Genomic DNA, 23670 nt, shown 5'->3' with positions numbered 1-23670 from the left:
CACTGACCCTGAACTTTAGGCACTGGCCCTGAACTTTAGGCGGCTTGTTTCTTGGCCTCGGATTCGGCCATGGCCGTTACCGAGCGCAGCAGCTTTTGCACGGCATCGATCAGGCGTTCGTCCGACTCGCGTTCGGTGTCCTGGGGATTGTGGTGGTGTTTCAGCGGGTCGCCTGATTCTGCCTCGACCGCCGGTTGCTGGTCGGCGTAGGCGGCGCGGCCTTCGGCGTGGTCGTCGCCGGTCGATGCAGGCACTGCCGCTGGTGCTGACGGAGCAGCCGCTGGTGCAGCGGCCGCGCCGCCCTCTTCTGCCGCCGGCGCCCCGTCGCCCGCGCGCAGCACGGCGGCGGCTTCCCTCAGTTGGCTGGACAATTGCCTGAGTTCCTGCAGCGTGCCGCTGGCGCCGCTGCCGCCGAACATCGCCAGCAGGTGCAACAGCTCCTTGATGCGCTTCTTGATCATCTCGAGGCGTTCGCGTGCGGCCGCCTTGGCCGCTTGCGCGGCAGCCGTGCGCAAGGCGCGGACCACGTCGGCGCGTTCGCGCGCCTGGTCGGCCTGCTTTTGCTTGAGCTTGGCCAGCGCCGCCAGCGCCTGCGCTTGCAGGCGCCTGGCGGTGTCGCCGCCCGCCGCGAGCGGCTCGCCTCTGGCTTCGGCAGCCTGGCCGGCCCGGTACAACGGTGACGACAGCATGGAGTTCTCCCGCAATTGATCTGTACCGGTAACAGGCGACAGCCCAGGAAATTAGTTAAATGCCAAACCCTCCCTTGACCTCATGTTAAGTTGAGGTTCTATAGTACAGCCATCGCTTTTACCGAGATGTCCGCATGCACGCCTCCCAGACCATCACCCCTGCCGCCACCCTCACCACGCCGGTCCTGCTGCTGATGGCCGTGGCCACCGGCCTTTGCGCCGGCAGCAACTATTTCAACCAGCCGCTGCTGCACTCGATCGCAGTGGCGCTGAACGTCACCGACGCCACTGCCGCGCTCACGGTCACCGTGTCGCAACTGGCGTACGCGCTGGGCCTGCTGCTGTTCGTGCCGCTTGGCGACAAGCTCGAACGCCGCAGCCTGGCCAGCGGCCTGATGCTGCTGGCCGCCGCCGGCCTGTTCATCAGCGGCTACGCCGCCAGTTTTTCCACGCTGGTGATCGGTACCGTGCTGACCGGGCTGTTCTCGGTGGCTGCGCAAACGCTGGTGCCAATGGCGGCCACCCTGTCCGCGCCGCAGCGCAGCGGCCGCGCCGTGGGGCTGGTGATGAGCGGCCTGCTCAGCGGCATTCTGCTGGCGCGCAGCGCGGCCGGACTGCTGTCGGACCTCGGTGGCTGGCACACCGTGTACCGTGCGGCGGGGTGCATGATGGTGGCCCTGGCGCTGGCGCTGTGGTACGTGCTGCCCGCCTCGCGCAACCCGGTTTCGATGAGCTATGGCCAGGTATTACGGTCGCTGCTGGCGCTGGCGGCGCGCCATCCGCGCCTGCGCAGCCGCACCTTGGTCGGGGCGCTGACGTTTGCCTCGGTCAGCGTGCTGCTGTCGTCCACCACGCTGCTGCTGTCCGGGCCCGGTTTTGCGCTCGGCGACAGCCAGATCGGCCTGGTCGGCCTGCTGGGCGTGGCCGGCGCCATGATGGCCAGCGTGGCCGGGCGCCTGAACGACAAGGGCTGGGGACTGGCCACGTCGGCCGCTTGCCTGCTGCTGTTGCTGGTGAGCTGGGGTGCGCTGCGCCTTGGCCTGGCCAGCCTGCCATGGATTTTGGTGGGTACCCTGCTGATCGACATCGCGCTCGCCGGCGTCCATATCGGCAACCAGGGCGTGATTTACCAGCTCGATCCGCAGGCGCGCTCGCGCATCAACGCGGTGTACATGACCGGCTATTTCGCTGGTGCGGCAACCGGCTCGGCGCTGGGATCGCTGGCCTGGCAGTTGGCCGGCTGGCGCGGCGTGTGCGTGGCGGGGGCTGCGCTTGGGCTGATGGCCGGCGCCGCGCTCTGGCATGACTACCGGCTGGCGCGCAGCCGCTGAGCGGCCGGCGCCAGCCAGTCGGCCACCTGCGCGGCCGGCATGGGCCGGGCGATCCAGTAGCCCTGGCCCTCGTCGCAGCCCCAGCTGGCCAGCAGTTCGTATGCTTGCGCCGTCTCGATACCTTCCGCCACCACGCGGTGGCCGAACTCGTGGCCGAGCCGTATCATCGCGCACAGGATCGTCACGTCGTGCATGTCGGTGGGCAGCGTGCGCACGAACGACTGGTCGAGCTTGAGGATGGTGGCAGGAATCTGCTTGAGGTAGCTGAAGTTGCTATGGCCCGTGCCGAAATCGTCGATGGCGATCTGCAGTCCCAGCGCGCGCAGGCGCCGCAACTGTACCCCGACCGGCAGCGGATCGTCGGCCACGGCGCTTTCGGTGAACTCGATTTCGATCAGCCCGGGATCCACCCGGCTTTGGCCCAGCAGGCGGTCCAGCAGGTCGGCAAAACCGGCGGTGGCCAGGTCCAGCGCAGAGACGTTGAGCGACACGGTGAGCCGCAGGCCGGCGTCGTGCCAGACCTGCGCCTGCGCCAGCGCCGCGCGCACCACCCATGCCGTGATGTCGCCGATGAGCGCGGTCTTTTCCGCCAGCGGAATGAATTCGCCGGGGCTGATCGTCCCCAGCTCGGGGTGGTTCCAGCGCAGCAGTGCTTCCACCCCGGTGCACACACCATCGGCCAGGTCGATGCGCGGCTGGTAGTGCAATTGCAACTGGTCGTCGGCGGTCAGCGCACCGGGAATCGCGGCCAGGATGCGGAATGCCCGCTGCTGCGCCGCGTCCAGTTGCGGGTGGTAGATGGCCCAGGGACGATGGGCGGCACGGGCATGGGCCAGCGCCGCGCCCAGCACGCGCGCAGTATCGGCCGTCGGCACTGCGTCCGGCGTGGCCAGCGCCACGGCGCCCAGCGCCACTGCCGGCGCATGCGGAATGCCCTGGTGCTCGCACGGCACCGACAAACGCCGCTGCAAACCGCGCAACTGCTCCTCGAGCGCCGCCTCGTCCCGGGCGGCCAGCACGCACGCCATGACGGTGCTGTCGATACGGTACACGGGCGCCGGGCCGAGTGCTTGCGACACGCGCCGGGATGCCGCCATGAGGAAGCCATCGGCGTAATCGGCGCCAAATGCCGACTGCATCTGCTGCAGGTAACCGTGGCCGCAAACGTCGATGGCCACGGCGAACAGGCGGCGGCCGTCGTCCGGCGCATCGTTGATCCACAGCGCCACGTCTTCCAGGAAGCGGGTGCGGTTGGGCAGTTGCGTGAGCGGATCGGCGTAGCCGATGCTGCGCAGGGTTTCGATCCGCATCATCGCCAGCCGCGCGAAATGGCGCAACTGGGTGACCTGGACGGCGTCGAAAGCGGCGCGCGGCGCGGCGTCGAGCACGCAGAACGTCCCCAGGCACAGGCCCTCCTTCGTGATCAACGGCGCGCCGGCGTAAAAGCGCAGGCCCGGCGACCCGGTGACCAGGGGATTGTCGGCAAAGCGGATGTCCTGCAGCGTGTCGAGCACGATCAGCGGCTCGGTGCTGTGCAGCGCGTAGGCGCAGAATGCCTGCGAGCGCGGCGTTTCGCGCACTGCCATGCCGATACGCGACTTGAACCATTGGCGCCCGTCGTCCACCAGCGAAATGAGCGCCATCGAGGTGCCGAAAACGTGCGTGGCCAGCAAAGTCATCTCGTCGAACGCCGGATCGGTCGGGGTGTCGAGCAGGCACAGCTCGCGCAAGGCGGCCAGGCGCTCGTTTTCGCTGCGCAGCACGGGAGGAGAAAAGGTCATGGTCTGAATATTCCGGGGATCGCCGATTGTAACCGAATACGGCATAGATTTCCCAGAAACAATAAAAAGATATTTTTTACAACGGTGTTTATCGCGTGCCCGCTCACCGGGATGATTGTTTCACGGAAAGATTCGCACAGCGGCGCGGTAAAGCTATATATTTATTTTTCCGATAACAATTACTATGGAGATATTATGTCGCAATCTACCCGCACGCCGGGCAGTCGGTTCCGGTCGCTGGGCCTCGGCCTCGGCCTGGTCATCGCGCTGCCCGCCGCATTGCTGTGCTTACCGGCAGGCGCCCAGCAAGCGCCGGCGCCAGACCTCGCCACCCGGCAGGAAGTGGTGGTGGCCGGCAAGCGCAAGATGCAGGATCCGACCGAGTTCATCGCCGCCGACAGCCGCGTGCTGGGCCGCAAGTTCGCCTCGTCGTGCGCCTATATGTCCGGCTACAACCCTTATGAAGACGATCTCTTCATCGACTACATCACCAGCTTCCACGGCCTGTCCAGCGAAGTGGAGACCATCCGCGACGTCTCGCCGCTGGGCGATGCGGCCGGCAAGAATACCATGGGCCGCGAATTTGACAGCACCATGCCTGGCGCCGATGCGACCGCCAGCAGCGCGCTCTCCAACCAGATGGAGCCGTCGGTCAAATGCTCGAATACCGACCGCCGCTTTGCCGCCGGCCGCAACAGCATTGCGCGCAAGGACAAGACCCTCAACCTGGCCCTGGACGCCTACGACAAGGGCGACTACGTGGAAGCGATGTCGCAGTTCAAGCAGAACTACAGCAAGCTGGGCAACGATTTCTCGGCCCTGATGCTCGGCCGCATGTACCTCGAAGGCAAGGGCGAAAAAGTCGACATCTCGCAAGCGCTCTACTGGCTCGACAAGGCCGTCAACCAGCGCTTCGGGCCGAAGGACCGCATGCGCTTCGATCCCAAGCATCCGCAGCTGATGAATATCCGCGCCGAAGCTGCCATGACGCTGGCCAAGGTGTACATGGTGGGCTCCGGCGTCAAGCGCGATCCGCGCAAGGCGCTCGAGTTCTACGAGGTGGCGGCCGACTCCGGCTACACCCCGGCCACCGGCATGCTGGGCAGCGCCTACCTGTCCGGCTTTGCCGGCGCCAAGGATGTCAACAAGGGCGTCAAGTACCTGAAGGAAGCGGGCGAAGCGGGCTACGCCCCTGCGCTATTCCAGCTCGGCAAAGCCTATTACGAGGGCAACGACGTACCGAAGGACCTCAAGCTGGCCGGCGCCTACTTCACTGCCGGCGCCAAGGAAGGCCATCCGGGTGCGCAACTGGCGGCCGCCCGCATGTACGACTTCGGCGAGAGCGTGGCCCCCGATCCCAAGCGCGCGCTGGTGTATTACAAGGAGGCCGCCATCAAGGGCGTACCGGCCGCGCAAAACGCGCTGGGCACCTACTTCTACAAGGGTGAAGTGGTCGATCAAAACCTGCAAACCGCGCGCAAGCTGTTCAACGCCGCCGCCATGCAGGCCCAGCCCGACGCCATGTACAACCTGGCCATCATGACCCGCAACGGCGAAGGCGGCGCCAAGGATTTGTCGATGGCCTACGTCTGGTTCAGCCTGGCCAAACAGGCGCGCTACCCCGAAGCCGACGTGGCGCTGGCCGAAGTGAAACCGCAGCTGTCGCAGGCGGAACTGGTTCGGGCGGATGCCTTGCTCAAGCCCGGTTCCGGCACGCAAACCAAGTAAGCCTTATTCTCACCAGGGCGGTGCCGTTGCCTGACGGCCCGCCTCTCGCGAGTCTTTTCTTAACAAGATCACGACGTCGGAACTTTGTCGGCACTGTCGAGCATAACAATCGGGGCCCGTGTTTTTGGCAATCGCTGGATGGGTACTTGGGAACACTGAGGCAGCTAGCGAGAGGCGACGCCCCGCGCTGATCAGGCCAGTGTGCCCACCAGCGCCACCAGCCTGGCCGGATCGACCGGTTTGACGAAGTGATGATCGAAGCCGGCGGCGGTGGCTTGCTGTCTGGCCTGCTCGTCGCCGTAGCCGGTCACCGCGATCAGCACCACGCCATCGAGGCCGGGCGTGGCGCGCAGGCGGCGCGCCAGTTCGTAGCCGTCCATGCCGGGCAGACCGATGTCGAGCAGGCACACGTGCGGCCGGAACACCAGCGCGCGTTCCACCACGCGCGCCGGGTCGTCCTCGGTCAGTACCTGGTGGCCGTGGATTTCCAGGAACATGGCCAGCATGGCGGCGGCGTCCTCGTTGTCGTCCACGACCATGGCGCGCAGCGCGGTGCCGGTTGCAGCGAGCGGCGCGGCTAGCGCTGGATGCTCGTCGGCCAGCGGGACCGGCACCGGCACCGGTGCCGGTGCGCAAGCAATCTGCGGCAGCGTGATGGTGAAGCGGCTGCCCTGGCCCAGTCCCGCACTCTGCGCGACGACGCTGCCGCCATGCAGTTCCACCAGGCTTTTCACCAGCGCCAGGCCGATGCCAAGGCCGCCCTGCGAGCGGTCGGTTTCGCGCTCGGCCTGCACGAACAGGTCGAACGCGTGGGCCAGCACGTCGGCCGTCATGCCGATGCCGTTGTCGATCACGGCAAGTTTGACCTGGTCGGCGCCGGTGTCCAGGCGCAGCATGATGTCGCCGCCACCGGGCGTGTACTTGACCGAGTTGCTCAGCAGGTTGGCCAGCACCTGCACCAGGCGCTTGGCGTCGCCCATCACCAGCGCGGGCGCGGGCGGCGTGCTGACGGTGAGGCGATGGCCGTGGCTGTCGATCAGCGGGCGTACCTGTTCGATGGCGTCGGCCACCACGCGCCGCACGTCGATGGCGCTGGCGTTGAGCGGGATCATGCCGCGCGTGACGCGCGAGACATCGAGCAGGTCGTCGATCAGGCCCGTGATGTGGCGCACCTGGCGCCCGATCACGGCGCTGGCACTCTGCACCAGCGCCGCATCGGCGCCCGGCTGTTGCAGCATTTCGGCGGCGGCCGAGATGGGCGCCAGCGGGTTGCGCAGCTCGTGCGCGAGCATGGCCAGGAATTCATCCTTGCGGCGGTCGGCGGTGCGCAGCGCCTGTTCGGCGCGGGTGCGGTCGGTCACGTCGCGGAACATCAACGCCACCAGCAGGCCTTCCTTCGGCCCCACCGGCGTGGCATACACCTCAAACCAGCGGTTCATCGGCTCGGACCCTTCCAGAAAGCGCACCGGCTCGCCGGTCAGGGCCACCTTGCCGTAGATCTGGAACCAGCGATCCTCGAGGTCGGGCACCAGGTGGCGCGCGGTTTTTCCCACCACGTCGACCAGGCCGGTCTGGCGCTCGAACGACGGGTTCACCTCGAGAAAGCGGTAGTCCACCGGCACGCCGGCGTCATCGAGCATGATGCGGATCACGGCCAGGCCTTCGTCCATCGATTCGATCACCGTCACGTACGACTGCTTGAGCAGCTGGCTGGTGCGCATGTCCTCGGTGACGTCGGCGCACACCACCAGCACGCCGCGCACGCACGCCTCGTCCTGGATCGGGCTGTAACCATAGGTCCAGTACATCTCTTCGCGCTTGCCGTTGCGGGTGAGCGATACCAGCGCGTTCTCGTGCCAGGTGGCGCCCTTGCCGGCCATGACGTAGTCGATTTCAGGCTCGATGCCATGCCATACCTCGGCCCAGCAGTCGCGGCAGCGCTGGCCCAGCGCGGCCGGGTGGCGGTCGTCGGCCAATGTGCGGCGATAGGCATCGTTGTAGAACTGGTGCAGGTCGTCGCCCCACCAGATCATCATCGGGTGGTTGCTCGTAAGAATCAGGCGCAGGGTGGACTTGAGCAGCGACGGCCAGCCGGCGGGCGGGCCCAAGGGGTGATCATGCCACTCATGGTCGCGCGTGAGCATGCCCATTTCGCCGCCGCCATCGAGAAACGCCGGCAAACCGGGCGCGCTGTTGGATACCATTGCCGAACTCCACGTGAATAATCGCGCCGATCTTACCATGCGCCACCCGCGCTCCCGTTGGCGGCAAGGCCCGGGCGATTCTGTTATTGTCGATGTGGGAATGCAAAGATTGCATCCCACCCGGTGTCGCAACCGCACACCGCCACGACCTGAAAGGAGCATCCCATGGCCTATGAATTGCCGCCTTTACCGTACGCGTACGACGCCCTCGAACCGCATTTCGATGCGCGCACGATGGAAATCCACCACACCAAGCACCACCAGACCTATGTCACCAGTCTCAACAATGCGGTGAAAGACGCCGGCATCGAAGCGGTGGCGGTCGAAGACCTGATCAAAGACATCGGCGCCCTGCCCGAAGCCGCCCAGACCGCCGTGCGCAACCACGGTGGCGGTCACGCCAACCACGCGCTGTTTTGGACCGTGCTGAGCCCCAAGGGCGGCGGCGAACCGACCGGCAAGCTGGCCGACGCCATCAACAACGACCTGGGCGGCTACGAGCGTTTCAAGGAACAGTTCATCAAGGCGGCGCAAACCCGCTTCGGTAGCGGCTGGGCCTGGCTCACGGTGGGCCAGGACGGCAAGCTGCTGGTGGAAAATAGCGCCAACCAGGACAGCCCGCTGATGGGTGCGTTCGTGGGCCTGTCTGGCGGCACGCCGATTCTGGGCCTGGACGTGTGGGAACACGCGTACTACCTGAACTACCAGAACCGCCGTCCCGACTACATCACGGCCTTCTTCAACATCATCAATTGGGAAGAAGTGGCGCGCCGCTACGAGGCAGTCTGATCGTTACTTGCATCCCGCTATATAATGGACATAATTTTAACAGTCCAGCGCCGCCACATGAACTTAAACACCAGGAACAACGTCAGGGTCATCGGTGACGGCGATGGCCTGCCCACCATGATCATGGCCCATGGCTTCGGCTGCGACCAGAGCATGTGGCGCCACCTGGCGCCCGAGTTCGCCGGCCGCTACCGCGTTATCCTGTTCGACCTGGTGGGCAGCGGCGGCTCCGACCTGGCGGCGTACGACCGCCAGAAATACAGCTCGCTGCAAGGCTACGCCGACGACCTGGTCGAGCTGATCGACGCCTATGCCAGCGGTCCCGTGATCTTCGTGGGCCATTCGGTCAGCGCCACCATCGGCGTACTCGCTGCCAACCTGGCGCCCGAAAAATTTGCGGCGCAGATCCTGGTCGGCCCGTCGCCGCGCTATATCGACGACGGCGATTACCGCGGCGGCTTTTCCGAGGACGACATCGCCGACCTGCTCGACACCATGCAGGCTAACTATCTCGGCTGGTCCAGCACCATGGCGCCGGCCATCATGGGGGCGCCGGATCAACCGCACCTGGCCGAGGAACTGACCAACAGCTTTTGCCGCACCGATCCGGCGATTGCCAAGCATTTCGCACGGGTCACTTTCTTATCGGACCACCGCGCCGATTTTGCCCGTTCGACCACGCCGGCGCTGATCATGCAATGCAGCGACGACCTCATCGCACCGATGGAAGTGGGCGCCTACATGCACCGCGCCATGCGCGACAGCACGCTGGTGGTGATCGCCAACCACGGCCATTGCCCCCACCTGAGCGCGCCCGACGCCAGTATCGCCGCCATGCAGACCTTCCTCGACGCCCCTGCCCCGGCACCAGCACCAGCACAATGACAGCGGCGCCAGACGTCTGGGACGACGCGCCGTGCGGGTTGCTGTTTGCCGACAACGACGGCACCATCGTGCGCGCCAACCTGACCGTGTGCCGCTGGCTGGGCTACGAACCGGCCGAACTGGTGGGATCAAAGCGCTTCTCCGAACTGATGCCCATGGGCGCCCGGGTATTTTTGCAAACCCACTGGACACCGCTGCTGCAAATGCAGGGATCGGTGTCGGAGGTGCAACTGGACCTGCTCGACCAGCAGCGGCGCCGCATCCCGATGATGCTCAGCGCCATCCGGCGCCAGCGCGACGGCATCATCCACGACGAAATCGCCCTGCTGATCGCCACCGACCGGAAATTGTACGAGCGCGAACTGCGCGCCGAGCGGGAGCGGGCCGAAGCTGCAACCGCCGAGCTGGCGCAAGCGCAGGCGCAACTGCGCGACGCCAATGCGGCGTTGTCGCTCCAGCACCGCTACAAGGATGAATTCCTGGCCACGCTGGCCCACGAGCTGCGCAACCCGCTGGCCTCGATGCTCAACGTCAGCGAGATCCTCAGGCTGCGCGCCCAGGCCACCAACGCCAGCGACCGTCCGGCCGAGATCCTGGGCCGGCAGATCGCCCGCATCAACCGGCTGGTGGACGACTTGCTCAACGTCGCGCAGATCGGCCAGGGCAAGGTGTCGCTGACCATGGCGGTGGCCGACATCGTGCCCACCTTGCGCGATGCTTTCGACGAGGCGCTGCCGGCCATGCAGGCGGCCGGACAGCACGCCGCCGCCAACCTGCCGGCGCAGCCGCTGTGGGCCAGCGTCGACCAGGTGCGGCTGACCCAGATCGTCGCCAACCTGCTCAACAACGCCAGAAAATACAGTCCGGCCGGCGCCTCCATCGTGCTGCAGGCGGGCATCCGCGACGGCAGGATAGCGATCGAGGTCAGCGATACCGGCATCGGCATTGCGCCCGACCAGCTGGCACTGGTGTTTGAAAAATTCCTGCAACTGGCGCCCGGCCTCGACCGCGCACAAGGCGGGCTCGGCATCGGGCTGTCGCTGGTCAAAGGACTGGTCGAACTGCACGGCGGTGAAGTGACGGCGCACAGCGATGGCGCCGGCACGGGCGCCCGCTTCACGGTCGTGCTGCCGCTGTTGGCCGGCCCTGCCGGATAAAGCGTCGCGTGACGGACACAGCTGCATAGGCTTTCCATGTGGAAATGAGATAGAATCACTCAATGCCGCTCTGACGCAACTGCGGCTTCTTTCGCGGCCCCATCCCCGCCGCCATTCACGTTCCCCGCAAGATCTCTTGACTGCCGCCCCGGCCAGCCCGGTGCGGCGCGGAATGACAGGCCGCCCGTCGGCCCTGCATCCGGACTTCGCCTGGCAGGAACGCATTTCACTGTTGACCAAGGGTGTACCTGTGAAACTCGGCAATCTCAAAATTGGTGTCCGGCTCGGCCTGCTGGCGGCGCTTTTCTTCTTCGCTTTGCTGATCGTTGGCTTCGTCGGCTGGCGCGCGCTCGACGCGGGCAACACCCGCGCCAGTGCAGCCATGGTGCGCCTGGGGGCCATGGGCCAGGCCAGCGACACCGCGCGCAGCGCCCAGGTGGAATTCAAGATCCAGATCCAGGAATGGAAAAATATCCTGGTGCGCGGCGACGACCAGGATACGCTGGACAAATACCGCGCCGCCTTCATCAAGGGCGGCGACGCCACCCGCGCCGACCTGGCGCGCCTGGCCACCATGCTCGACCAGCTGGCCATCGCCACGCCCATGGTGAACGACGCGCTGCGCACCCAGGAAGGGCTGACCGCCCGCTACCTGAAGGCCCTCGAACAATTCGACCCGGCGCAGGCCACCTCCGCCGACAAGGTCGATGCGCTGGTCAAGGGCGCCGACCGCGAACCGACCCGCAAGATCGACGACATCGTCGCCTACATCGGCCAGCAGGCGCAGGACCTGGCGCAGCAGATCGAGGCTGACAATGCAGCGGCGCACCAGCGCGCCACGCTGACGATCGCCCTCGCGCTCGGACTGGTGCTGGTCATTGGTTCGGTGACGGTGCTGTGGCTAATCCGCAGCATCACCCTGCCCCTGTATGCGGCGGTGGCGGTGGCCCAGACGGTCGCCGCCGGCGACTTGCGCACCGAGGTACGCTCGGACACCACCGACGAAATCGGCGACCTGTTGCAGGCGCTGCGCCAGATGCAGGGCAACCTGTCGGGCATCGTGGGCCGGGTGCGCGACGGCACCGTGGCGATCCACGCAGCATCGACCGAAATCGCCAGCGGCAATCTCGACTTGTCCTCGCGCACCGAACAGCAGGCCGGCGCGCTGGAACAAACCGCCGCCTCGATGGTGGAGCTGACCAGCACGGTCAAGCAGAACAACGACAACGCCAACCAGGCCGGCGAACTGGCCGACAGCGCCTCGGCCATCGCCGTCAAGGGTGGCCAGGCGGTGGCGCAGATGGTCTCCACCATGACCGCGATCAGCGCCTCGTCGAGCAAGATCGTCGACATCATCGGCACCATCGACGGCATCGCGTTCCAGACCAATATCCTGGCGCTGAACGCGGCGGTAGAAGCGGCGCGCGCCGGCGAACAGGGACGCGGCTTCGCGGTAGTGGCCACCGAGGTGCGCAACCTGGCGCAGCGCTCGGCCACGGCGGCGCAGGAAATCAAGGCGCTGATCAACGACTCGGTAAGCCGCATCGCCTCCGGCAGCGAACTGGCAAGCGTGGCTGGGGCCACCATGGGCGACGTGGTGGCCAGCGTGCAGCGGGTCACCTCGGTGATCGCCGAGATCACGGTGGCGGGCCAGGAGCAGACCGAGGGCATCGCCCAGATCAGCTCTGCCATCAGTCACATGGATGGCGTCACGCAGCAGAACGCCGCGCTGGTGGAAGAAGCGGCAGCGGCGGCCGACGCGCTGCAGCAACAGGCGGCGGCGCTGACCGAGGCGGTGAGCGTGTTCAAGCTGCCGGGGACGATGGCAGACGCCTGATGTCGGTCGCCATTCTCGACAAAGGCCCCGGGAACGCCACCACCACCCGCAGTCCCGTGGACGACAACGGCGCCGTATCGAACGTGACGGTGGCGCCCGCCTTGTCGGCCACCGCCTTCACGATCGCCAGCCCCAGTCCGGAGCCGGTGGTCTCACTGCTGCCCAAGATGCGATAAAAGGCGTGGAATACCCGTTCGCGCTCGGGCTTGGGGATGCCGGGGCCGCTGTCATCGACAATCAAGTCCACTCCGCCCGCGTGGCTGCAGAACGATACATCGACCCGCCCCCCGTGTGGCGTATAGCGCAGCGCGTTATCGACCAGGTTCTTCACCAGCATGTGCAAGTCCAGCGGCGCGGCCGCCACCAGCGCGTCATCGGTGCTGAGCACGCCGAGGTCGATGCCGCGCTGCTCGGCCAGCGGATACAGGTCTTCGATCACGGCGCGCACCACCTGTTGTAACGATACCGGGCCTGGCGCCGTGCTGTCGGGCGCACCCTGCTGCGAGCGGGCCAGCGCCAGCAGCTGGTCGAGCATCACGCGCGTGCGCTGCAGGCCGGCGGCCAGCGTTTGCATGCGGCGCCGCGCTTCGTCCGGCATGTCGGCAGCGGCCAGGCGCTCGGTCTGCAGCGACATGGCGGTGAGCGGCGAGCGCAGTTCGTGCGCAGCGTCGGCCACGAAGCGGCGCTGGGTTTGCATCGCCGCGTCCACCCGCGTGAGCAGGCGGTTGATTTCGGCCACCAGCGGCTGCACTTCGTCCGGCAGGCCGGCGGCGTCGAGCTGGCGCAGGTCGTAGTGGGAGCGCCGGCCCGCCTCGTCGGCCACCGCGCGCAGGGGGCCGAACAGCTTGCGGATCAGCCAGTGCACCAGCAGCGGCAGCAGTACCGACAGCAAACCGAACGGGATCAAGGCCCGCAAGGCGTTGTTGACCGCCACCGCGTTGCGCACGCGCGTTTGCTGGGCCACCGCCAGCCGCACGCCGCTGTTATCGGTGCGCACGAACACGCGCCACGAATCGGCATCCATGTCCACCGTTTGCAGGCCATCGACCAGCGGCGTGGAGAATACCGGCAGGCCATCGTAGTCCTCCGGTTCGCCCGGCGAGGGATTGAGGAAACGCACCACGATGCGCTCGTCGAGCGTGATGCCGCTGATTTTCTGGCGGGCGGCCAGCGTGACCGGCCCGGTTTGCAGGCGGCCGATCAGGTGGGCGATCTGGCGCAGCTGCTTGTCCTGGGCGATGTGGGCGTCGTTCCACGAGGCGACCAGGGTGAACACGGCGGCGCTGCCGGCCATGAGCACCACGGCCAGCGCGATGGTGGCCGAGAGCCGGTACTGGAGCGACGTGTTCATGGCGCCTTGGACACCATCCAGCCCACGCCGCGCACGTTCTTGATGGCGTCGGCGCCGAGTTTTTTGCGCAGCGCGTGGATCAGGAATTCGACCGCGTTGCTTTCCACTTCCTCGTTCCAGCCGTAGATGCGGTTTTCCAGTTCAGTGCGCGAGAGGATCGCGCCGGGGCGCACCATCAGCGCCTGCAACAAGGCGAACTCGCGACCGGTCAGGCGCACCTGGCGGCTGTCGCGGCAGGCTTCGTGGGTGGCCGGGTCGAGCGTGATCACGCCGTTGCCCAGGTTGGGGCCGACGGCGGCGGCCTGGCGGCGGGTGACGGCGCGCATGCGCGCCAGCAGTTCGGACAGCGCGAACGGTTTGACCAGGTAGTCGTCGGCGCCGCCATCGAGGCCGGCCACGCGGTCTTCGGTGGCGTCGCGCGCGGTGAGCACCAGCACCGGCACGCCGCGGCCGGCTGCGCGCAGCGTGTGCAGCACCGACATGCCGTCGCGCCGCGGCAGGCCCAGGTCGAGCAGCACCATCTGGTACGGATTGCAGGCCAGCGAGTCGAGCGCAGCGTCGCCATCGACCACCCAATCGACGCCATAACTGGCTTCGCGCAGCGCCTGCTGGATCGCGTTGCCGATCATGTCATCGTCTTCCACCAACAGCACCCGCATGACGTCCTTTCGATTTCCGCGCCGAATGTCGGCACCAGGCCGGTATTTTAACGGCATCGCGCATGGAACGTCTGCTAAGTGACTGCTAAGTGTGCTTGCCTACCATCCGGACGTCGTTACTCCAGCCTGGGCCCCGCTGCATGAAAAGCATGAAACTACTGAAGCCGTTGATTTTTTCCCTGATGTGCGTGGTGGGCCTGGCAGGCTTGCAAGCGCCGGTGGACGCATACGGCGCCGATACCCGGCACAAAGCCAAGGTCACCAAGTCCAGCAAGGCAGTGAAGGCCAAGGCGACCAGGGCCAGGACAGTCAAGGCCGTCAAGCCGCTGCGCAAGCGCAAGATGGCCAAAGCGGTGGCGGTCTCGCAAGCACCGAACGCGGCGCACCTGGCGGCGCTGCGCTCGAGCGCGGTGGTGATCCTCGATCCGACCACGCAGGACGTGCTGTACCAGAAAAACCCGGATACGGTCCTGCCAATTGCGTCGCTTACCAAGCTGATGACGGCGCTGGTGGTGCTCGACGCCGGCCAGAGCATGACCCAGAAGATCACCGTCACCAGCGCGGACGTCGACCGATTGAAATATTCATCGTCGCGACTGCAAGTGGGCACCACGCTGCCGCGCACGTCCATGCTGCACCTGGCGTTGATGAGTTCGGAGAACCGGGCCGCGTCCGCGCTGGGCCGCAATTATCCGGGCGGCACCCGCGCCTTTGTGGCCGCGATGAACCGCAAGGCCCGCACGCTGGGGATGCGCAACACGCGTTACGTGGAACCCACCGGCTTATCGAGCGCCAACGTCTCCACCCCGAGCGACCTGGCCAAACTGGTGATCGCTGCCGAAAAGAGCGCCCTGATCCGGCGCTATTCCACCGACCATGCGTTCAGCATCCGCCAGGGGCGCGGCACCAGCGTGTACCACAACACCAATCGCCTGACCGCCAGCAGCAACTGGCGCATCCGCCTGCAAAAGACCGGCTACATCTCGGAAGCGGGCCGCTGCATGGTGCTCTACACCATGGTCAACAACCGGCCGACGGTGATGGTGTTTCTGAACTCGCAAGGCAAATACTCGCACGCGGCAGACGCCAACCGGGCGCGATCGTGGCTGGCGGGATATCGGGGTGGCAAGGTACAGCGGGGGGTCAAGCGGCGGCACTGAACGCCCTCTTCCTTAAAAGTAATACCCCGCCTGCAAGTTGATCCGGCGGCTATACCCGGGATGCTCGGCCGAGGTCGAACCCAGGCCACCAAAGTCCGGTGAGATGTACGGGTGGTGCTTGCCCAACATGAAGTCGGCGGAGAACGACCATTTACCGGCCGAGAAGCTCAGGCCCGTAACGTTCTGGGCCGAGTCCTTGTAGCTGCCAACGCGCTTGTGCAGCATGCTGTAGTCGTTATAGACCTTGAAGCCGCTGAACGGTCCGACCTTGCCGCCGATGTCGTAGCTGGCGTTGGCGATGTAGATGTCGCCCTTGGACGCCACCGGGTACGGGTAGCCGAAGCCGCCGATCATGACGAAACTGTTGGCGTCCAGCCCGCCGTAGGTCTGGGTGGCTTCGTGGCTGGTGCGGTAGTCGTAGCGCATCGCCTGCAACATCACATCGAACGGTCCCGACTTGCCCTTGAAGTGCACGGCAAAGGCGTTGCGGCGGGTGTTGACGGCGCCGTTGGCGCGCGCTTCGTTGCGGATATTACCGGTCAGCCCCGAAAAGCCCACTTCCTGCTGGCCTTTATCGCCCAGCTTGAACGCCACGCGACCGATCAGGGTGTTGCGCTCGGTATCGCGCTGGCCGGTGCCGAAGCCTTGCGCATCGTCGTCGGCCACGATGTTGTACGAGTAGCGGTTGGCCGAGGGCGCGGTATTGCTGCCACCGCCGTAAGAGCCGCCGTCGCGCGGGTAAAAGCCCACCTGCCATTCGACCGGACCGGGCTTGCTGAGGTAGGTCACACCGAGATCGTACTTGTCCTCGAAGCCGGCATAGAACGCGATCGATTCGTAGAAATTGTTCGACGCGTACGGCTGCAGGCCGAACAGGTTCTTGTCCACGCCGATGTGCAGCTCGCTCTTGTCGTCGAAGCGGCGTCCGATCCAGCCGTGGTGGAGGAAATGCTGCCAATAGCCGCCCTGCCCTTTCGGGAAATTATTGTAGCGGTACTGGGCCGAGCCGATGGTGGTGCCGTCGTCGTAGTTGACGTCGAGGCGGGCGGTGTCCAGGCCGAAGAAGCCGTTGCGATATTCGTCCTGCCAGCTCTTGTAAACATAATTGAAGCGGATCGCACCGCCCACGGTGAGGGGCGACTTGCCCTCGTCGGCCGCCATGGCGACACCGCCGGACAACAGGACAGTAGCGGCCGCTGCGCATCCGCACCAGCCTTTGACATTTTTCGACAACATATTTTTCCTTTGAAACGAAGGCGGCGCTTCCGGCGCTGCGGCCTGAAGTTCGGCCAGCCAGGTGCGCAACATGGCTGCGCGCCGGGGCCGGAAGCTGTCGCGGGTGACCTCTACCGCCTGCACCCGCTCCGCCTGGAACTTGCGAAATCCCTGCCGCATACGGCACCCGGCCGGCACGAGACCAGCACAATCGACATGCGGTACAGGCACGCGACGGCCAGCGGCCAGATCCGGCGCTCTGCAACAGGCCAAGATCGGGCAGTGACCGCTAGCGCGGTTGCATGCGACGGACCTTCGACACCGCGTGCATCAGCTGCTGCTGGCCCAGCGACGGCAGCGTGGATGTCACCTTGCAGCGCCGATCAGAGGATAGCCACAGCCACGTTCGCCACCGATATCGGCGCCACCGGCCCGCCGGCTCTCGATAGCGAGCGCCGGGACCATGACATGGCAACTGGCAGCTAGGGGGAGTATTTGGCAGGAGAGGACAATATGGTACCACCGGCCTCGACCATTACCCCGTCCGGTTGACCGACCAACCGGCTTGCGTGGGTGCTCAAGTTCTGCGAAATTCGTCGAAATGCCCGCCAAATTGGGTCCCCGCCTGCGCGGGGACGACGGTTCGGGGCTAACAAAATCAAGACTTCAGCTCAGCGCATTGTAGATTTTCGCGTCCGCCGCATTGACGCTGTTTCTTGAAGCGGTGCGCTAACAGGGTTGATCACGAGGCACTGGCTGCTGCTTGAGCATGCCGCTTGATCAATTGCTTGTACAGGTCGGGCTCGCTGGTTTCGAGCTGTTTGAGGGCATCGACTGCCGTGCGCAACACCGTGGTCGTTTGCGCCTGCTTGATGTCGTCGATGTCAGCCTTGGCTTTTTTCACCTTGTTGAGGACATTGATATCGGCCTCCTGCTTTTCCGCCAGCTTGATCACCAGGTCGTTGAGCCAGCCTATCTGCTTGCCGTAACTGGCCACTTCCGACACCACGCGGTCTTCGACCCCGGCGTCGCCAGCGAAGTTAAACGTCGGTGAGAAAAATGGCGAATTGAAGCGCTGCATGACGTCGCCCGACAGCGGCATCTTGAACATCCAGAACGGATCGAATGAGGTAGCCATAATTGCTCCACGAGAAGGTTGAAAACATTGCAAAAGGAATCATCATTCTAGTCCCCATCACAACGCTCTCGCACGCCGCGTCCGACCGTTCGCTTGATCCAGGCTAAGCCAGTTTCACCATCTCGCGATACAGGTCTGCCTTGCCCTCGAAGCCGATGCCCGGCAGTTCCGGCAGCATGATGTGGCCGTTGTCGACCGTCACGCCGTCAGGGAAGCCGCCGTAGGGCTGGAACAGGTCGGGATACGATTCGTTACCGCCCAGCCCCAGGCCGGCCGCGATATTGAGCGACATCTGGTGGCCGCCGTGAGGAATGCAGCGCTTGGGCGACCAGCCGTGCTCGCGCAGCATGTCGAGCGTGCGCAGGTATTCCACCAGGCCGTAGCTGAGCGCGCAGTCGAATTGCAGCCAGTCGCGGTCGGCGCGCATGCCGCCGTAGCGGACCAGGTTGCGCGCATCCTGCATCGAGAACAGGTCTTCGCCGGTGGCCATCGGATTCTTGTAATAGTTGCGCAAGGTGGCCTGCAACTCGAAGTCGAGCGGGTCGCCCGGCTCCTCGTACCAAAACAGGTCGTACTGCGACAGTGCCTTGGCATACTCGACCGCCGTATCGAGGCCGAAGCGGCCGTTGGCGTCCACCGCCAGTTTCTGGCCATCCTGTAAAACGCTGAGCACCGAGTCGATACGGCGCAAATCTTCGTCGAGGTCGGCGCCGCCGATTTTCTTCTTCACCACCGTGTAACCCCGGTCGATGTAGCTGCGCATCTCGTCCTTGAGCTTGCCATGATCCTGGCCCGGGTAGTAATAACCGCCGGCGGCGTACACGAAAATCTTGCGGTCGGCCTGGCCGTTGCCGTAGCGGTCGGCCAGCAGCTGGAACAGCGGCTTGCCTTCGATCTTGGCCACCGCGTCCCACACCGCCATGTCGATGGTGCCGATCGCCACCGAGCGCTCGCCGTGGCCGCCCGGCTTTTCGTTGGTGAACATGCAGTTCCAGATTTTGTGGGGATCGAGGTTGGTGCCGGCATCATCGACCAGGCTGGCCGGATCGGCTTCGAGGATGCGCGGAATGAAACGCTCGCGCATCAGGGTGCCCTGGCCATAGCGGCCATTGGAATTGAAACCGTAGCCGATCACCGGCTTGCCATCGCGGATGACGTCGGTGACCACCGCCACCAGGCTCAGGGTCATCTTGCTGAAGTCGATATAGGCATTGCGGATAGGCGAGCTGATCGGGACGGTTTTTTCGCGGATTTCAACGATTTTCATGCGGTTCTCCTGTCAAAGTGGAACCAGTCTACTATTGAACTACACTGCTACAATTCACCTGTTTTGAAACCTTTATTCACTTTAAATAAAAAATGACAAATGAAGAGTGATGCGGCCCCCGACCTGACCTTCTTCGTGCTGCTGGCCAAGCTGGGCAGCATGAGCGCCACCGCGCGCGAACTGGGCGTCACGCCGCCCGCCATCACCAAGCGCCTCGCCGTGCTGGAGCAGCGCCTGGGGGTGCGCCTGGTAAATCGCACCACGCGCCGTATCAGTCTCACCAGCGAAGGTGAGTCATACCTGGCGCAGGCCGCGCACATCCTGCACCAGATCCGCGAGCTGGAGGAATCGGTGGCCAGCGGCCGTGCCGCGCCCAAGGGCCTGCTGCGAGTGAACGCCACGCCGGGTTTCGGGCGCACCCGCATCGCGCCCATCGTCTCGCGCTTTGCCCATGCGTACCCGGAAGTGGAAGTGGAGCTGCACCTGACCGACCGGCCCATCAGCCTGGTGGAGGAAGCGTACGACCTCGCGATCCGCTTCGGCGAGCTGCCCGATACGCGCCTCACGGCCCGCAAGCTGATGGCCAACCGGCGCTTTTTATGCGCGTCGCCCGGCTACCTGAAACAGTGGGGCGAGCCGCGCACGCCGGCCGAACTGCACCGCCATCGCTGCATCCTGCACCGGCAGAACGACGACGTGTACGGCACCTGGCGCCTGCAAAAAGGCAAAGTGGAAGAACTGGTGAAGGTGCGCGGCGCCGTCTCCAGCAACGACGGCGACATCGTCATGCTGTGGGCGCTGGCCGGCCACGGCATCGTCCAGCGCTCGGAGTGGGACGCCGCCAGGTACCTGGCCAGCGGACGCTTGAAGCAGGTCATGCCCGACTACACCCTGCCCGACGCCGACCTGTATCTGTATTACCTCAGCCGCCAGAACCAGCCGGCCAAGGTGCGCGCCTTTATCGATTTTATCGCCACGGAGTTCAGCGTGCCATAAATACTCTGGCCGCATGCTCGAGCACCTCGTGCAGCCGGTCGGTATCGACCGGCTTGGCGAAGTAGGCGTCGAAGCCGGCGGCGAAACCGGCCTCGCGGTCGCGCTCTTCGCCGTAACCGGTGACCGCGATCAGGGTGGCGTCGCGCCCTTCCGGCCGGCGCCGCAGCTCGCGCGCCAGGGCGTTGCCGTCCATGTCGGGCAAGCCGATGTCGAGGATGCACACGGCGGGCGCCCACGCGGCGGCGCGCGCCAGCGCGGCACTGGCGTCGTGCTCCACCTGCACCAGGTAGCCCTGCGCTTCGAGCAGCATGGCCAGCATGCTGGCGGCGTCGACGTTATCGTCAACCAGCAGCACGCGCAGGCGCTGGTCGCCACCTGCGGCGCCTGCCGGTGCATTGTCGCGCGCCAGTTGCGCCAGGCCGCCGTACGCCGGCAGCTCTACCGTGAACTCGGTGCCAGCGCCGGCGCCGGCGCTGACAAAACCGATGCTGCCGCCATGCAGTTCGGTGAGTTTTCGCGCCAGGGCCAGGCCCAGGCCCAGCCCGCCCTGCGAGCGGTCCGGGGTACGCGTGGCCTGGGCGAACAAGTCGAAGATGCGGTCCGTCAGTTCGGCCGCGATGCCGATGCCGTTGTCGCGCACCGAGACGCGCACGCGGTCCTCGCTTACCGCCAGCGCCAGCACAATGGCGCCGCCGGACGGCGTAAACTTGGCGGCGTTGTTGAGCAGGTTGGCCAGCACCTGCACCAGGCGCTTGTAGTCGCCCAGTACCAGTACCGGCCCGGCCGGCAGGTGCAGCGCCAGTTCATGGCCGCGTCCCGTGATCAGGGGCCGGGTTTGTTCCACGGCGGCGGCAACCACCAGTTGCAGGTCGAGCGGCTGGCGCTCGATCTCGACCAGGCCGCGCGTCACGCGCGAGACGTCGAGCAGGTCGTCCACCAGCGCCGTCATGTGGCGCACCTGGCGCGTGATGATGCCGCTGGTGCGCTGCAGACGGTCGGCGTCGAGCAGGCCCAGGCCCATCAACTCGGCGGCGGCGCTGATCGGCGCCAGCGGATTGCGCAGCTCGTGCGCCAGCATGGCCAGGAATTCGTCCTTGTTGCGGTCGGCCTCGATCCGCAGGCGCAATTCGCTATCGCGCTCGCCGCCTTCGCGGCGCAGGCGCGCCAGGCTGATCGCGCCTTCCACCCGCGCCAGCAGTTCACGGCCGCTGAACGGCTTGACGATGTAGTCGTCGGCGCCGGCGGCCAGGCCCTCGATGCGCGCTTCCTCGCCGGCCCGCGCCGAGAGCAAAATGAACGGCAGCTCGCGCATGCGCGACTCGGAGCGCACCTCGGACAGCAAGGCAAAGCCGTCCACCAGTGGCATCATGACGTCGCTTACCACCAGGTCGGGCAAGTCGCTGCTACGCAAGCGCTCCAGCGCCTGGGCGCCGTTGACGCAGGCAGTGACCAGGTAGCCGGCATCTGTCAGGGTTTTCTGCACGTAACGGCGCATGTCGTTGTTGTCGTCGGCCAGCACGATGTGGCCGCTGACGTGCTGCCGCTGCGGTGCGCCCGGCCCGGTGTGGGCGCCGCTGTCGATCCACTGCGCAGCTTCGCTCAGGTACACGGGCGCGTGCACGTGCCGCCGCGCCGATGGCTGGCGGTGTGTGACAGGCGCCGCGCTGCGCGCCACCATCGGAATCCGCACCCGGAACAACGCGCCCCGCCCGGCCTCGCTCTCCGCGGTGATCTCGCCGTCGTGCAGCAGCACCATTTCGTGCACCAGCGCCAGCCCGATGCCGGTGCCTTCCACCGAGCGCCCGGGCTGTCCCTCGATACGGTGGAAGCGCTCGAACACGCGCCCCAGCTCGGCCCTCGGAATGCCCACGCCGGTGTCGGCCACGACCAGTTCGGCCATGCCATCGACCGCGCGCAGACGCACACTGATGCCGCCTTCGAGCGTGAATTTGAACGCGTTGGACAGCAGGTTGAACACGATCTTTTCCCACATGCCGCGGTCGATCCAGACCGGCGCCGGCAACGGCTGGCAATCGATGCCCAGCGACAGGCCGGCGCGTTCGCAGGCGGACGCGAAGTGGCTGGCCAGTTCGGCGGTGTCGGTGGCCAGGTCGGTGGCTTCGAACGTGGCCGACGTGCGGCCCATTTCCATGCGCGAGAAATCGAGCAGCGCGTTGACCAGTTTTAATAGTCGCCGGGCGTTGCGATTGGCCGTGGCCAGCAGCGCCTGCTGCGGCGCCGTCACATCGGGCATGGCCAGCAGGTCTTCCAGGGGGCCGAGCATGAGCGTGAGCGGCGTGCGGAATTCGTGGCTGACGTTGGAGAAGAACACGGTCTTGGCGTGGTCGATCTCGGCCAGCATTTTCAGCCGCTTGCGCTCTTCCTCGTGCGCGGCCACGCGCGCCAGCGCCGTGCCCAGGGTGGCGCCCAGCAGTTCGTAAAAGCCGCGGTAGTCGGCAGAAAATGGCAGCCGTGCGCTGGCGGCGGTGAGCAGCAGCGCCACCGGTTGCGTGGCGCCAGGGCGCATCACGGGAATGGCCATTGCCAGGTCGGGCGCATCGGGATACGGTCCGCATGGCGCATCGCCCAGCGCCTGGCGCAAGCCGGGCAGCTCCAGTATGCGCGGTTCGGCCGCAGATTGCAGCAAATGCGCCAGCGGCCAGAAGCCTGCCGTCGCGCCGGCCGCATCGCCAGTGGCGGAAGCGCCGGCCAGCAGTCGCTCGGGCGCGACCAGCGGCGACGCTTCGATGCCGCTGCGCTGGCGCAGCACGTAATCGCCGGTCTCCGCGTCGAACTCGTACAGCAGCACGAACGGCAGGTCGAACTCGAATTGCTTAAGCGTGACGGCGGTTTGCGCAAACACCTGCTCGCCGGTTTGCAATGGCGCCAGTTGTGCGGTCAGGTCGCGCACGGCGCGGGTGCGGCGCGCACCGAGCATGGTCAGCGTGGTTTCGGTCACCGGGTGGAACAGGCCGCCGATCTCGCCGCTCTCGTCGCGAATCGGGCTGAGGGAAAACGTGAAAAACGTCTCTTCCAGGTAGCCGTTGCGGAACAGGAACATGCGCTGGTTTTCCAGGTACGAGGTCTCGCCGCGCACCGCGCAGTCGAACGGCGCGGCCAGCGCCGCCCATGCCGACTCCCAGCACACCCGGTAATCCATGCCCAGCGTGGCCGGATGGCGGTCGCCGCACAGCACGCGGTAGCCATCGTTATAAATCTGGATCCGATCCGGCCCCCAGACGATATTGATCGGGAAATTGGAGGCCAGGCACAGGCTGACGGTCGTGCGCAGGCTTTGCGGCCAGGATGATATCGGTCCCAGCGAGGTGGACGCCCAGTCGTGGGCGCGGATCAGCGCCGCCATCTCGCTGCCGCTGTCGAGGAAGCGGGCATCCGCCGCCGGGCGCTGACCGTGGTCTTGTGTCATGTGAACATACTGCCGATGGTCGGGTTGATGAGCTGCCAAGCCGACAGTATGAGGCA

At 65.9% G+C, this 23670-nt stretch carries 17 protein-coding genes; 8 read left to right on the top strand and 9 right to left on the bottom strand.

Annotated features, from left to right (window positions below):
- Nucleotides 1-35: 35 nt before the first annotated feature.
- Nucleotides 36-689 (bottom strand): hypothetical protein, encoded by a 654-nt coding sequence (locus J2X54_RS18300; protein WP_310182478.1) that lies wholly within the window; start codon nucleotides 687-689, stop codon nucleotides 36-38.
- A 134-nt stretch (nucleotides 690-823) separates the two neighbouring features.
- Here J2X54_RS18300 and J2X54_RS18295 point away from each other — a divergent pair, with 134 nt between their 5' ends.
- Nucleotides 824-2020, top strand: a complete 1197-nt coding sequence (locus tag J2X54_RS18295) for an MFS transporter (protein ID WP_310182477.1) — start codon at nucleotides 824-826, stop codon at nucleotides 2018-2020.
- Here the strand turns inward: J2X54_RS18295 and J2X54_RS18290 are convergent.
- A complete protein-coding gene (locus J2X54_RS18290; protein ID WP_310182476.1) occupies nucleotides 1996-3801 on the bottom strand; it encodes a sensor domain-containing phosphodiesterase in 1806 nt (601 codons plus the stop codon). The genes J2X54_RS18295 and J2X54_RS18290 overlap by 25 nt on opposite strands.
- Before the next feature lie 195 nt (nucleotides 3802-3996).
- Here J2X54_RS18290 and J2X54_RS18285 point away from each other — a divergent pair, with 195 nt between their 5' ends.
- Nucleotides 3997-5529 carry an SEL1-like repeat protein gene (locus J2X54_RS18285; protein WP_310182475.1) on the top strand — a complete coding sequence of 511 codons (1533 nt, stop codon included), beginning with the start codon at nucleotides 3997-3999 and terminating at the stop codon, nucleotides 5527-5529.
- A 191-nt stretch (nucleotides 5530-5720) separates the two neighbouring features.
- On the opposite strand, the gene J2X54_RS18280 is transcribed toward J2X54_RS18285, so the two are convergent.
- Nucleotides 5721-7733 carry an ATP-binding protein gene (locus J2X54_RS18280; RefSeq protein WP_310182474.1) on the bottom strand — a complete coding sequence of 671 codons (2013 nt, stop codon included), beginning with the start codon at nucleotides 7731-7733 and terminating at the stop codon, nucleotides 5721-5723.
- A gap of 165 nt (nucleotides 7734-7898) precedes the next feature.
- On the opposite strand from J2X54_RS18280, the gene J2X54_RS18275 reads away from it, so the two are divergent.
- From J2X54_RS18275 to J2X54_RS18260, 4 genes are all read left to right on the top strand, one after another.
- Nucleotides 7899-8522, top strand: a complete 624-nt coding sequence (locus J2X54_RS18275; protein ID WP_310182473.1) for a superoxide dismutase — start codon at nucleotides 7899-7901, stop codon at nucleotides 8520-8522.
- A gap of 57 nt (nucleotides 8523-8579) precedes the next feature.
- Nucleotides 8580-9407 (top strand): alpha/beta hydrolase, encoded by an 828-nt coding sequence (locus J2X54_RS18270; protein WP_310182472.1) that lies wholly within the window; start codon nucleotides 8580-8582, stop codon nucleotides 9405-9407.
- Nucleotides 9404-10564 carry a PAS domain-containing sensor histidine kinase gene (locus tag J2X54_RS18265; RefSeq protein ID WP_310182471.1) on the top strand — a complete coding sequence of 387 codons (1161 nt, stop codon included), beginning with the start codon at nucleotides 9404-9406 and terminating at the stop codon, nucleotides 10562-10564. The genes J2X54_RS18270 and J2X54_RS18265 overlap by 4 nt, the downstream gene beginning before the upstream one ends.
- Nucleotides 10565-10814: 250 nt before the next feature.
- Complete coding sequence (locus J2X54_RS18260) at nucleotides 10815-12401, top strand: methyl-accepting chemotaxis protein (RefSeq protein WP_310182909.1); 1587 nt, start codon at nucleotides 10815-10817, stop codon at nucleotides 12399-12401.
- Here the strand turns inward: J2X54_RS18260 and J2X54_RS18255 are convergent.
- Both J2X54_RS18255 and J2X54_RS18250 read right to left on the bottom strand, forming a co-directional pair.
- Nucleotides 12370-13752: an ATP-binding protein gene (locus tag J2X54_RS18255; protein ID WP_310182469.1), complete on the bottom strand. Its 1383-nt coding sequence runs from the start codon at nucleotides 13750-13752 to the stop codon at nucleotides 12370-12372. The genes J2X54_RS18260 and J2X54_RS18255 overlap by 32 nt on opposite strands.
- Nucleotides 13749-14411: a response regulator transcription factor gene (locus J2X54_RS18250; RefSeq protein WP_070250988.1), complete on the bottom strand. Its 663-nt coding sequence runs from the start codon at nucleotides 14409-14411 to the stop codon at nucleotides 13749-13751. The genes J2X54_RS18255 and J2X54_RS18250 overlap by 4 nt, the downstream gene beginning before the upstream one ends.
- 149 nt (nucleotides 14412-14560) lie before the next feature.
- Between J2X54_RS18250 and pbpG the strand changes: the two genes are divergently transcribed.
- The gene (pbpG, locus tag J2X54_RS18245) at nucleotides 14561-15571 is read left to right on the top strand and encodes a D-alanyl-D-alanine endopeptidase (RefSeq protein WP_310182468.1); all 1011 of its coding nucleotides are present in this window, start codon (nucleotides 14561-14563) and stop codon (nucleotides 15569-15571) included.
- A 12-nt stretch (nucleotides 15572-15583) separates the two neighbouring features.
- Here pbpG and J2X54_RS18240 read toward each other — a convergent pair whose 3' ends face one another.
- The 3 genes from J2X54_RS18240 to J2X54_RS18230 form a co-directional block, all read right to left on the bottom strand.
- Nucleotides 15584-16966: a hypothetical protein gene (locus J2X54_RS18240; RefSeq protein ID WP_310182467.1), complete on the bottom strand. Its 1383-nt coding sequence runs from the start codon at nucleotides 16964-16966 to the stop codon at nucleotides 15584-15586.
- A 562-nt stretch (nucleotides 16967-17528) separates the two neighbouring features.
- Nucleotides 17529-17924: a hypothetical protein gene (locus J2X54_RS18235; protein ID WP_310182466.1), complete on the bottom strand. Its 396-nt coding sequence runs from the start codon at nucleotides 17922-17924 to the stop codon at nucleotides 17529-17531.
- Between the two features lie 103 nt (nucleotides 17925-18027).
- Nucleotides 18028-19191 carry a mandelate racemase/muconate lactonizing enzyme family protein gene (locus J2X54_RS18230; protein WP_310182465.1) on the bottom strand — a complete coding sequence of 388 codons (1164 nt, stop codon included), beginning with the start codon at nucleotides 19189-19191 and terminating at the stop codon, nucleotides 18028-18030.
- Between the two features lie 99 nt (nucleotides 19192-19290).
- On the opposite strand from J2X54_RS18230, the gene J2X54_RS18225 reads away from it, so the two are divergent.
- A complete protein-coding gene (locus J2X54_RS18225) occupies nucleotides 19291-20187 on the top strand; it encodes a LysR family transcriptional regulator (protein WP_310182464.1) in 897 nt (298 codons plus the stop codon).
- Here the strand turns inward: J2X54_RS18225 and J2X54_RS18220 are convergent.
- Complete coding sequence (locus J2X54_RS18220) at nucleotides 20174-23614, bottom strand: ATP-binding protein (RefSeq protein WP_310182460.1); 3441 nt, start codon at nucleotides 23612-23614, stop codon at nucleotides 20174-20176. The genes J2X54_RS18225 and J2X54_RS18220 overlap by 14 nt on opposite strands.
- Nucleotides 23615-23670: the final 56 nt, after the last annotated feature.

Origin of the sequence: Duganella sp. 3397, from assembly GCF_031456625.1 — a bacterium.
In the GTDB taxonomy this organism is placed as follows: Bacteria; Pseudomonadota; Gammaproteobacteria; order Burkholderiales; family Burkholderiaceae_D; genus Rugamonas; species Rugamonas phyllosphaerae.
The sequence above is the reverse complement of the archived record's forward strand: the minus strand, read 5'-3'. Positions and strand labels throughout refer to the sequence as shown.

What these genes read in the sequence shown, in the direction of transcription:
- J2X54_RS18300 (WP_310182478.1), bottom strand. Translation starts at nt 689, where the DNA reads ATGCTGTCGTCACCGTTGTACCGGGCCGGCCAGGCTGCCGAAGCCAGA.
- J2X54_RS18295 (WP_310182477.1), top strand. Translation starts at nt 824, where the DNA reads ATGCACGCCTCCCAGACCATCACCCCTGCCGCCACCCTCACCACGCCG.
- J2X54_RS18290 (WP_310182476.1), bottom strand. Translation starts at nt 3,801, where the DNA reads ATGACCTTTTCTCCTCCCGTGCTGCGCAGCGAAAACGAGCGCCTGGCC.
- J2X54_RS18285 (WP_310182475.1), top strand. Translation starts at nt 3,997, where the DNA reads ATGTCGCAATCTACCCGCACGCCGGGCAGTCGGTTCCGGTCGCTGGGC.
- J2X54_RS18280 (WP_310182474.1), bottom strand. Translation starts at nt 7,733, where the DNA reads ATGGTATCCAACAGCGCGCCCGGTTTGCCGGCGTTTCTCGATGGCGGC.
- J2X54_RS18275 (WP_310182473.1), top strand. Translation starts at nt 7,899, where the DNA reads ATGGCCTATGAATTGCCGCCTTTACCGTACGCGTACGACGCCCTCGAA.
- J2X54_RS18270 (WP_310182472.1), top strand. Translation starts at nt 8,580, where the DNA reads ATGAACTTAAACACCAGGAACAACGTCAGGGTCATCGGTGACGGCGAT.
- J2X54_RS18265 (WP_310182471.1), top strand. Translation starts at nt 9,404, where the DNA reads ATGACAGCGGCGCCAGACGTCTGGGACGACGCGCCGTGCGGGTTGCTG.
- J2X54_RS18255 (WP_310182469.1), bottom strand. Translation starts at nt 13,752, where the DNA reads ATGAACACGTCGCTCCAGTACCGGCTCTCGGCCACCATCGCGCTGGCC.
- J2X54_RS18250 (WP_070250988.1), bottom strand. Translation starts at nt 14,411, where the DNA reads ATGCGGGTGCTGTTGGTGGAAGACGATGACATGATCGGCAACGCGATC.
- pbpG (WP_310182468.1), top strand. Translation starts at nt 14,561, where the DNA reads ATGAAACTACTGAAGCCGTTGATTTTTTCCCTGATGTGCGTGGTGGGC.
- J2X54_RS18240 (WP_310182467.1), bottom strand. Translation starts at nt 16,966, where the DNA reads ATGCGGCAGGGATTTCGCAAGTTCCAGGCGGAGCGGGTGCAGGCGGTA.
- J2X54_RS18235 (WP_310182466.1), bottom strand. Translation starts at nt 17,924, where the DNA reads ATGGCTACCTCATTCGATCCGTTCTGGATGTTCAAGATGCCGCTGTCG.
- J2X54_RS18230 (WP_310182465.1), bottom strand. Translation starts at nt 19,191, where the DNA reads ATGAAAATCGTTGAAATCCGCGAAAAAACCGTCCCGATCAGCTCGCCT.
- J2X54_RS18225 (WP_310182464.1), top strand. Translation starts at nt 19,291, where the DNA reads ATGAAGAGTGATGCGGCCCCCGACCTGACCTTCTTCGTGCTGCTGGCC.
- J2X54_RS18220 (WP_310182460.1), bottom strand. Translation starts at nt 23,614, where the DNA reads ATGACACAAGACCACGGTCAGCGCCCGGCGGCGGATGCCCGCTTCCTC.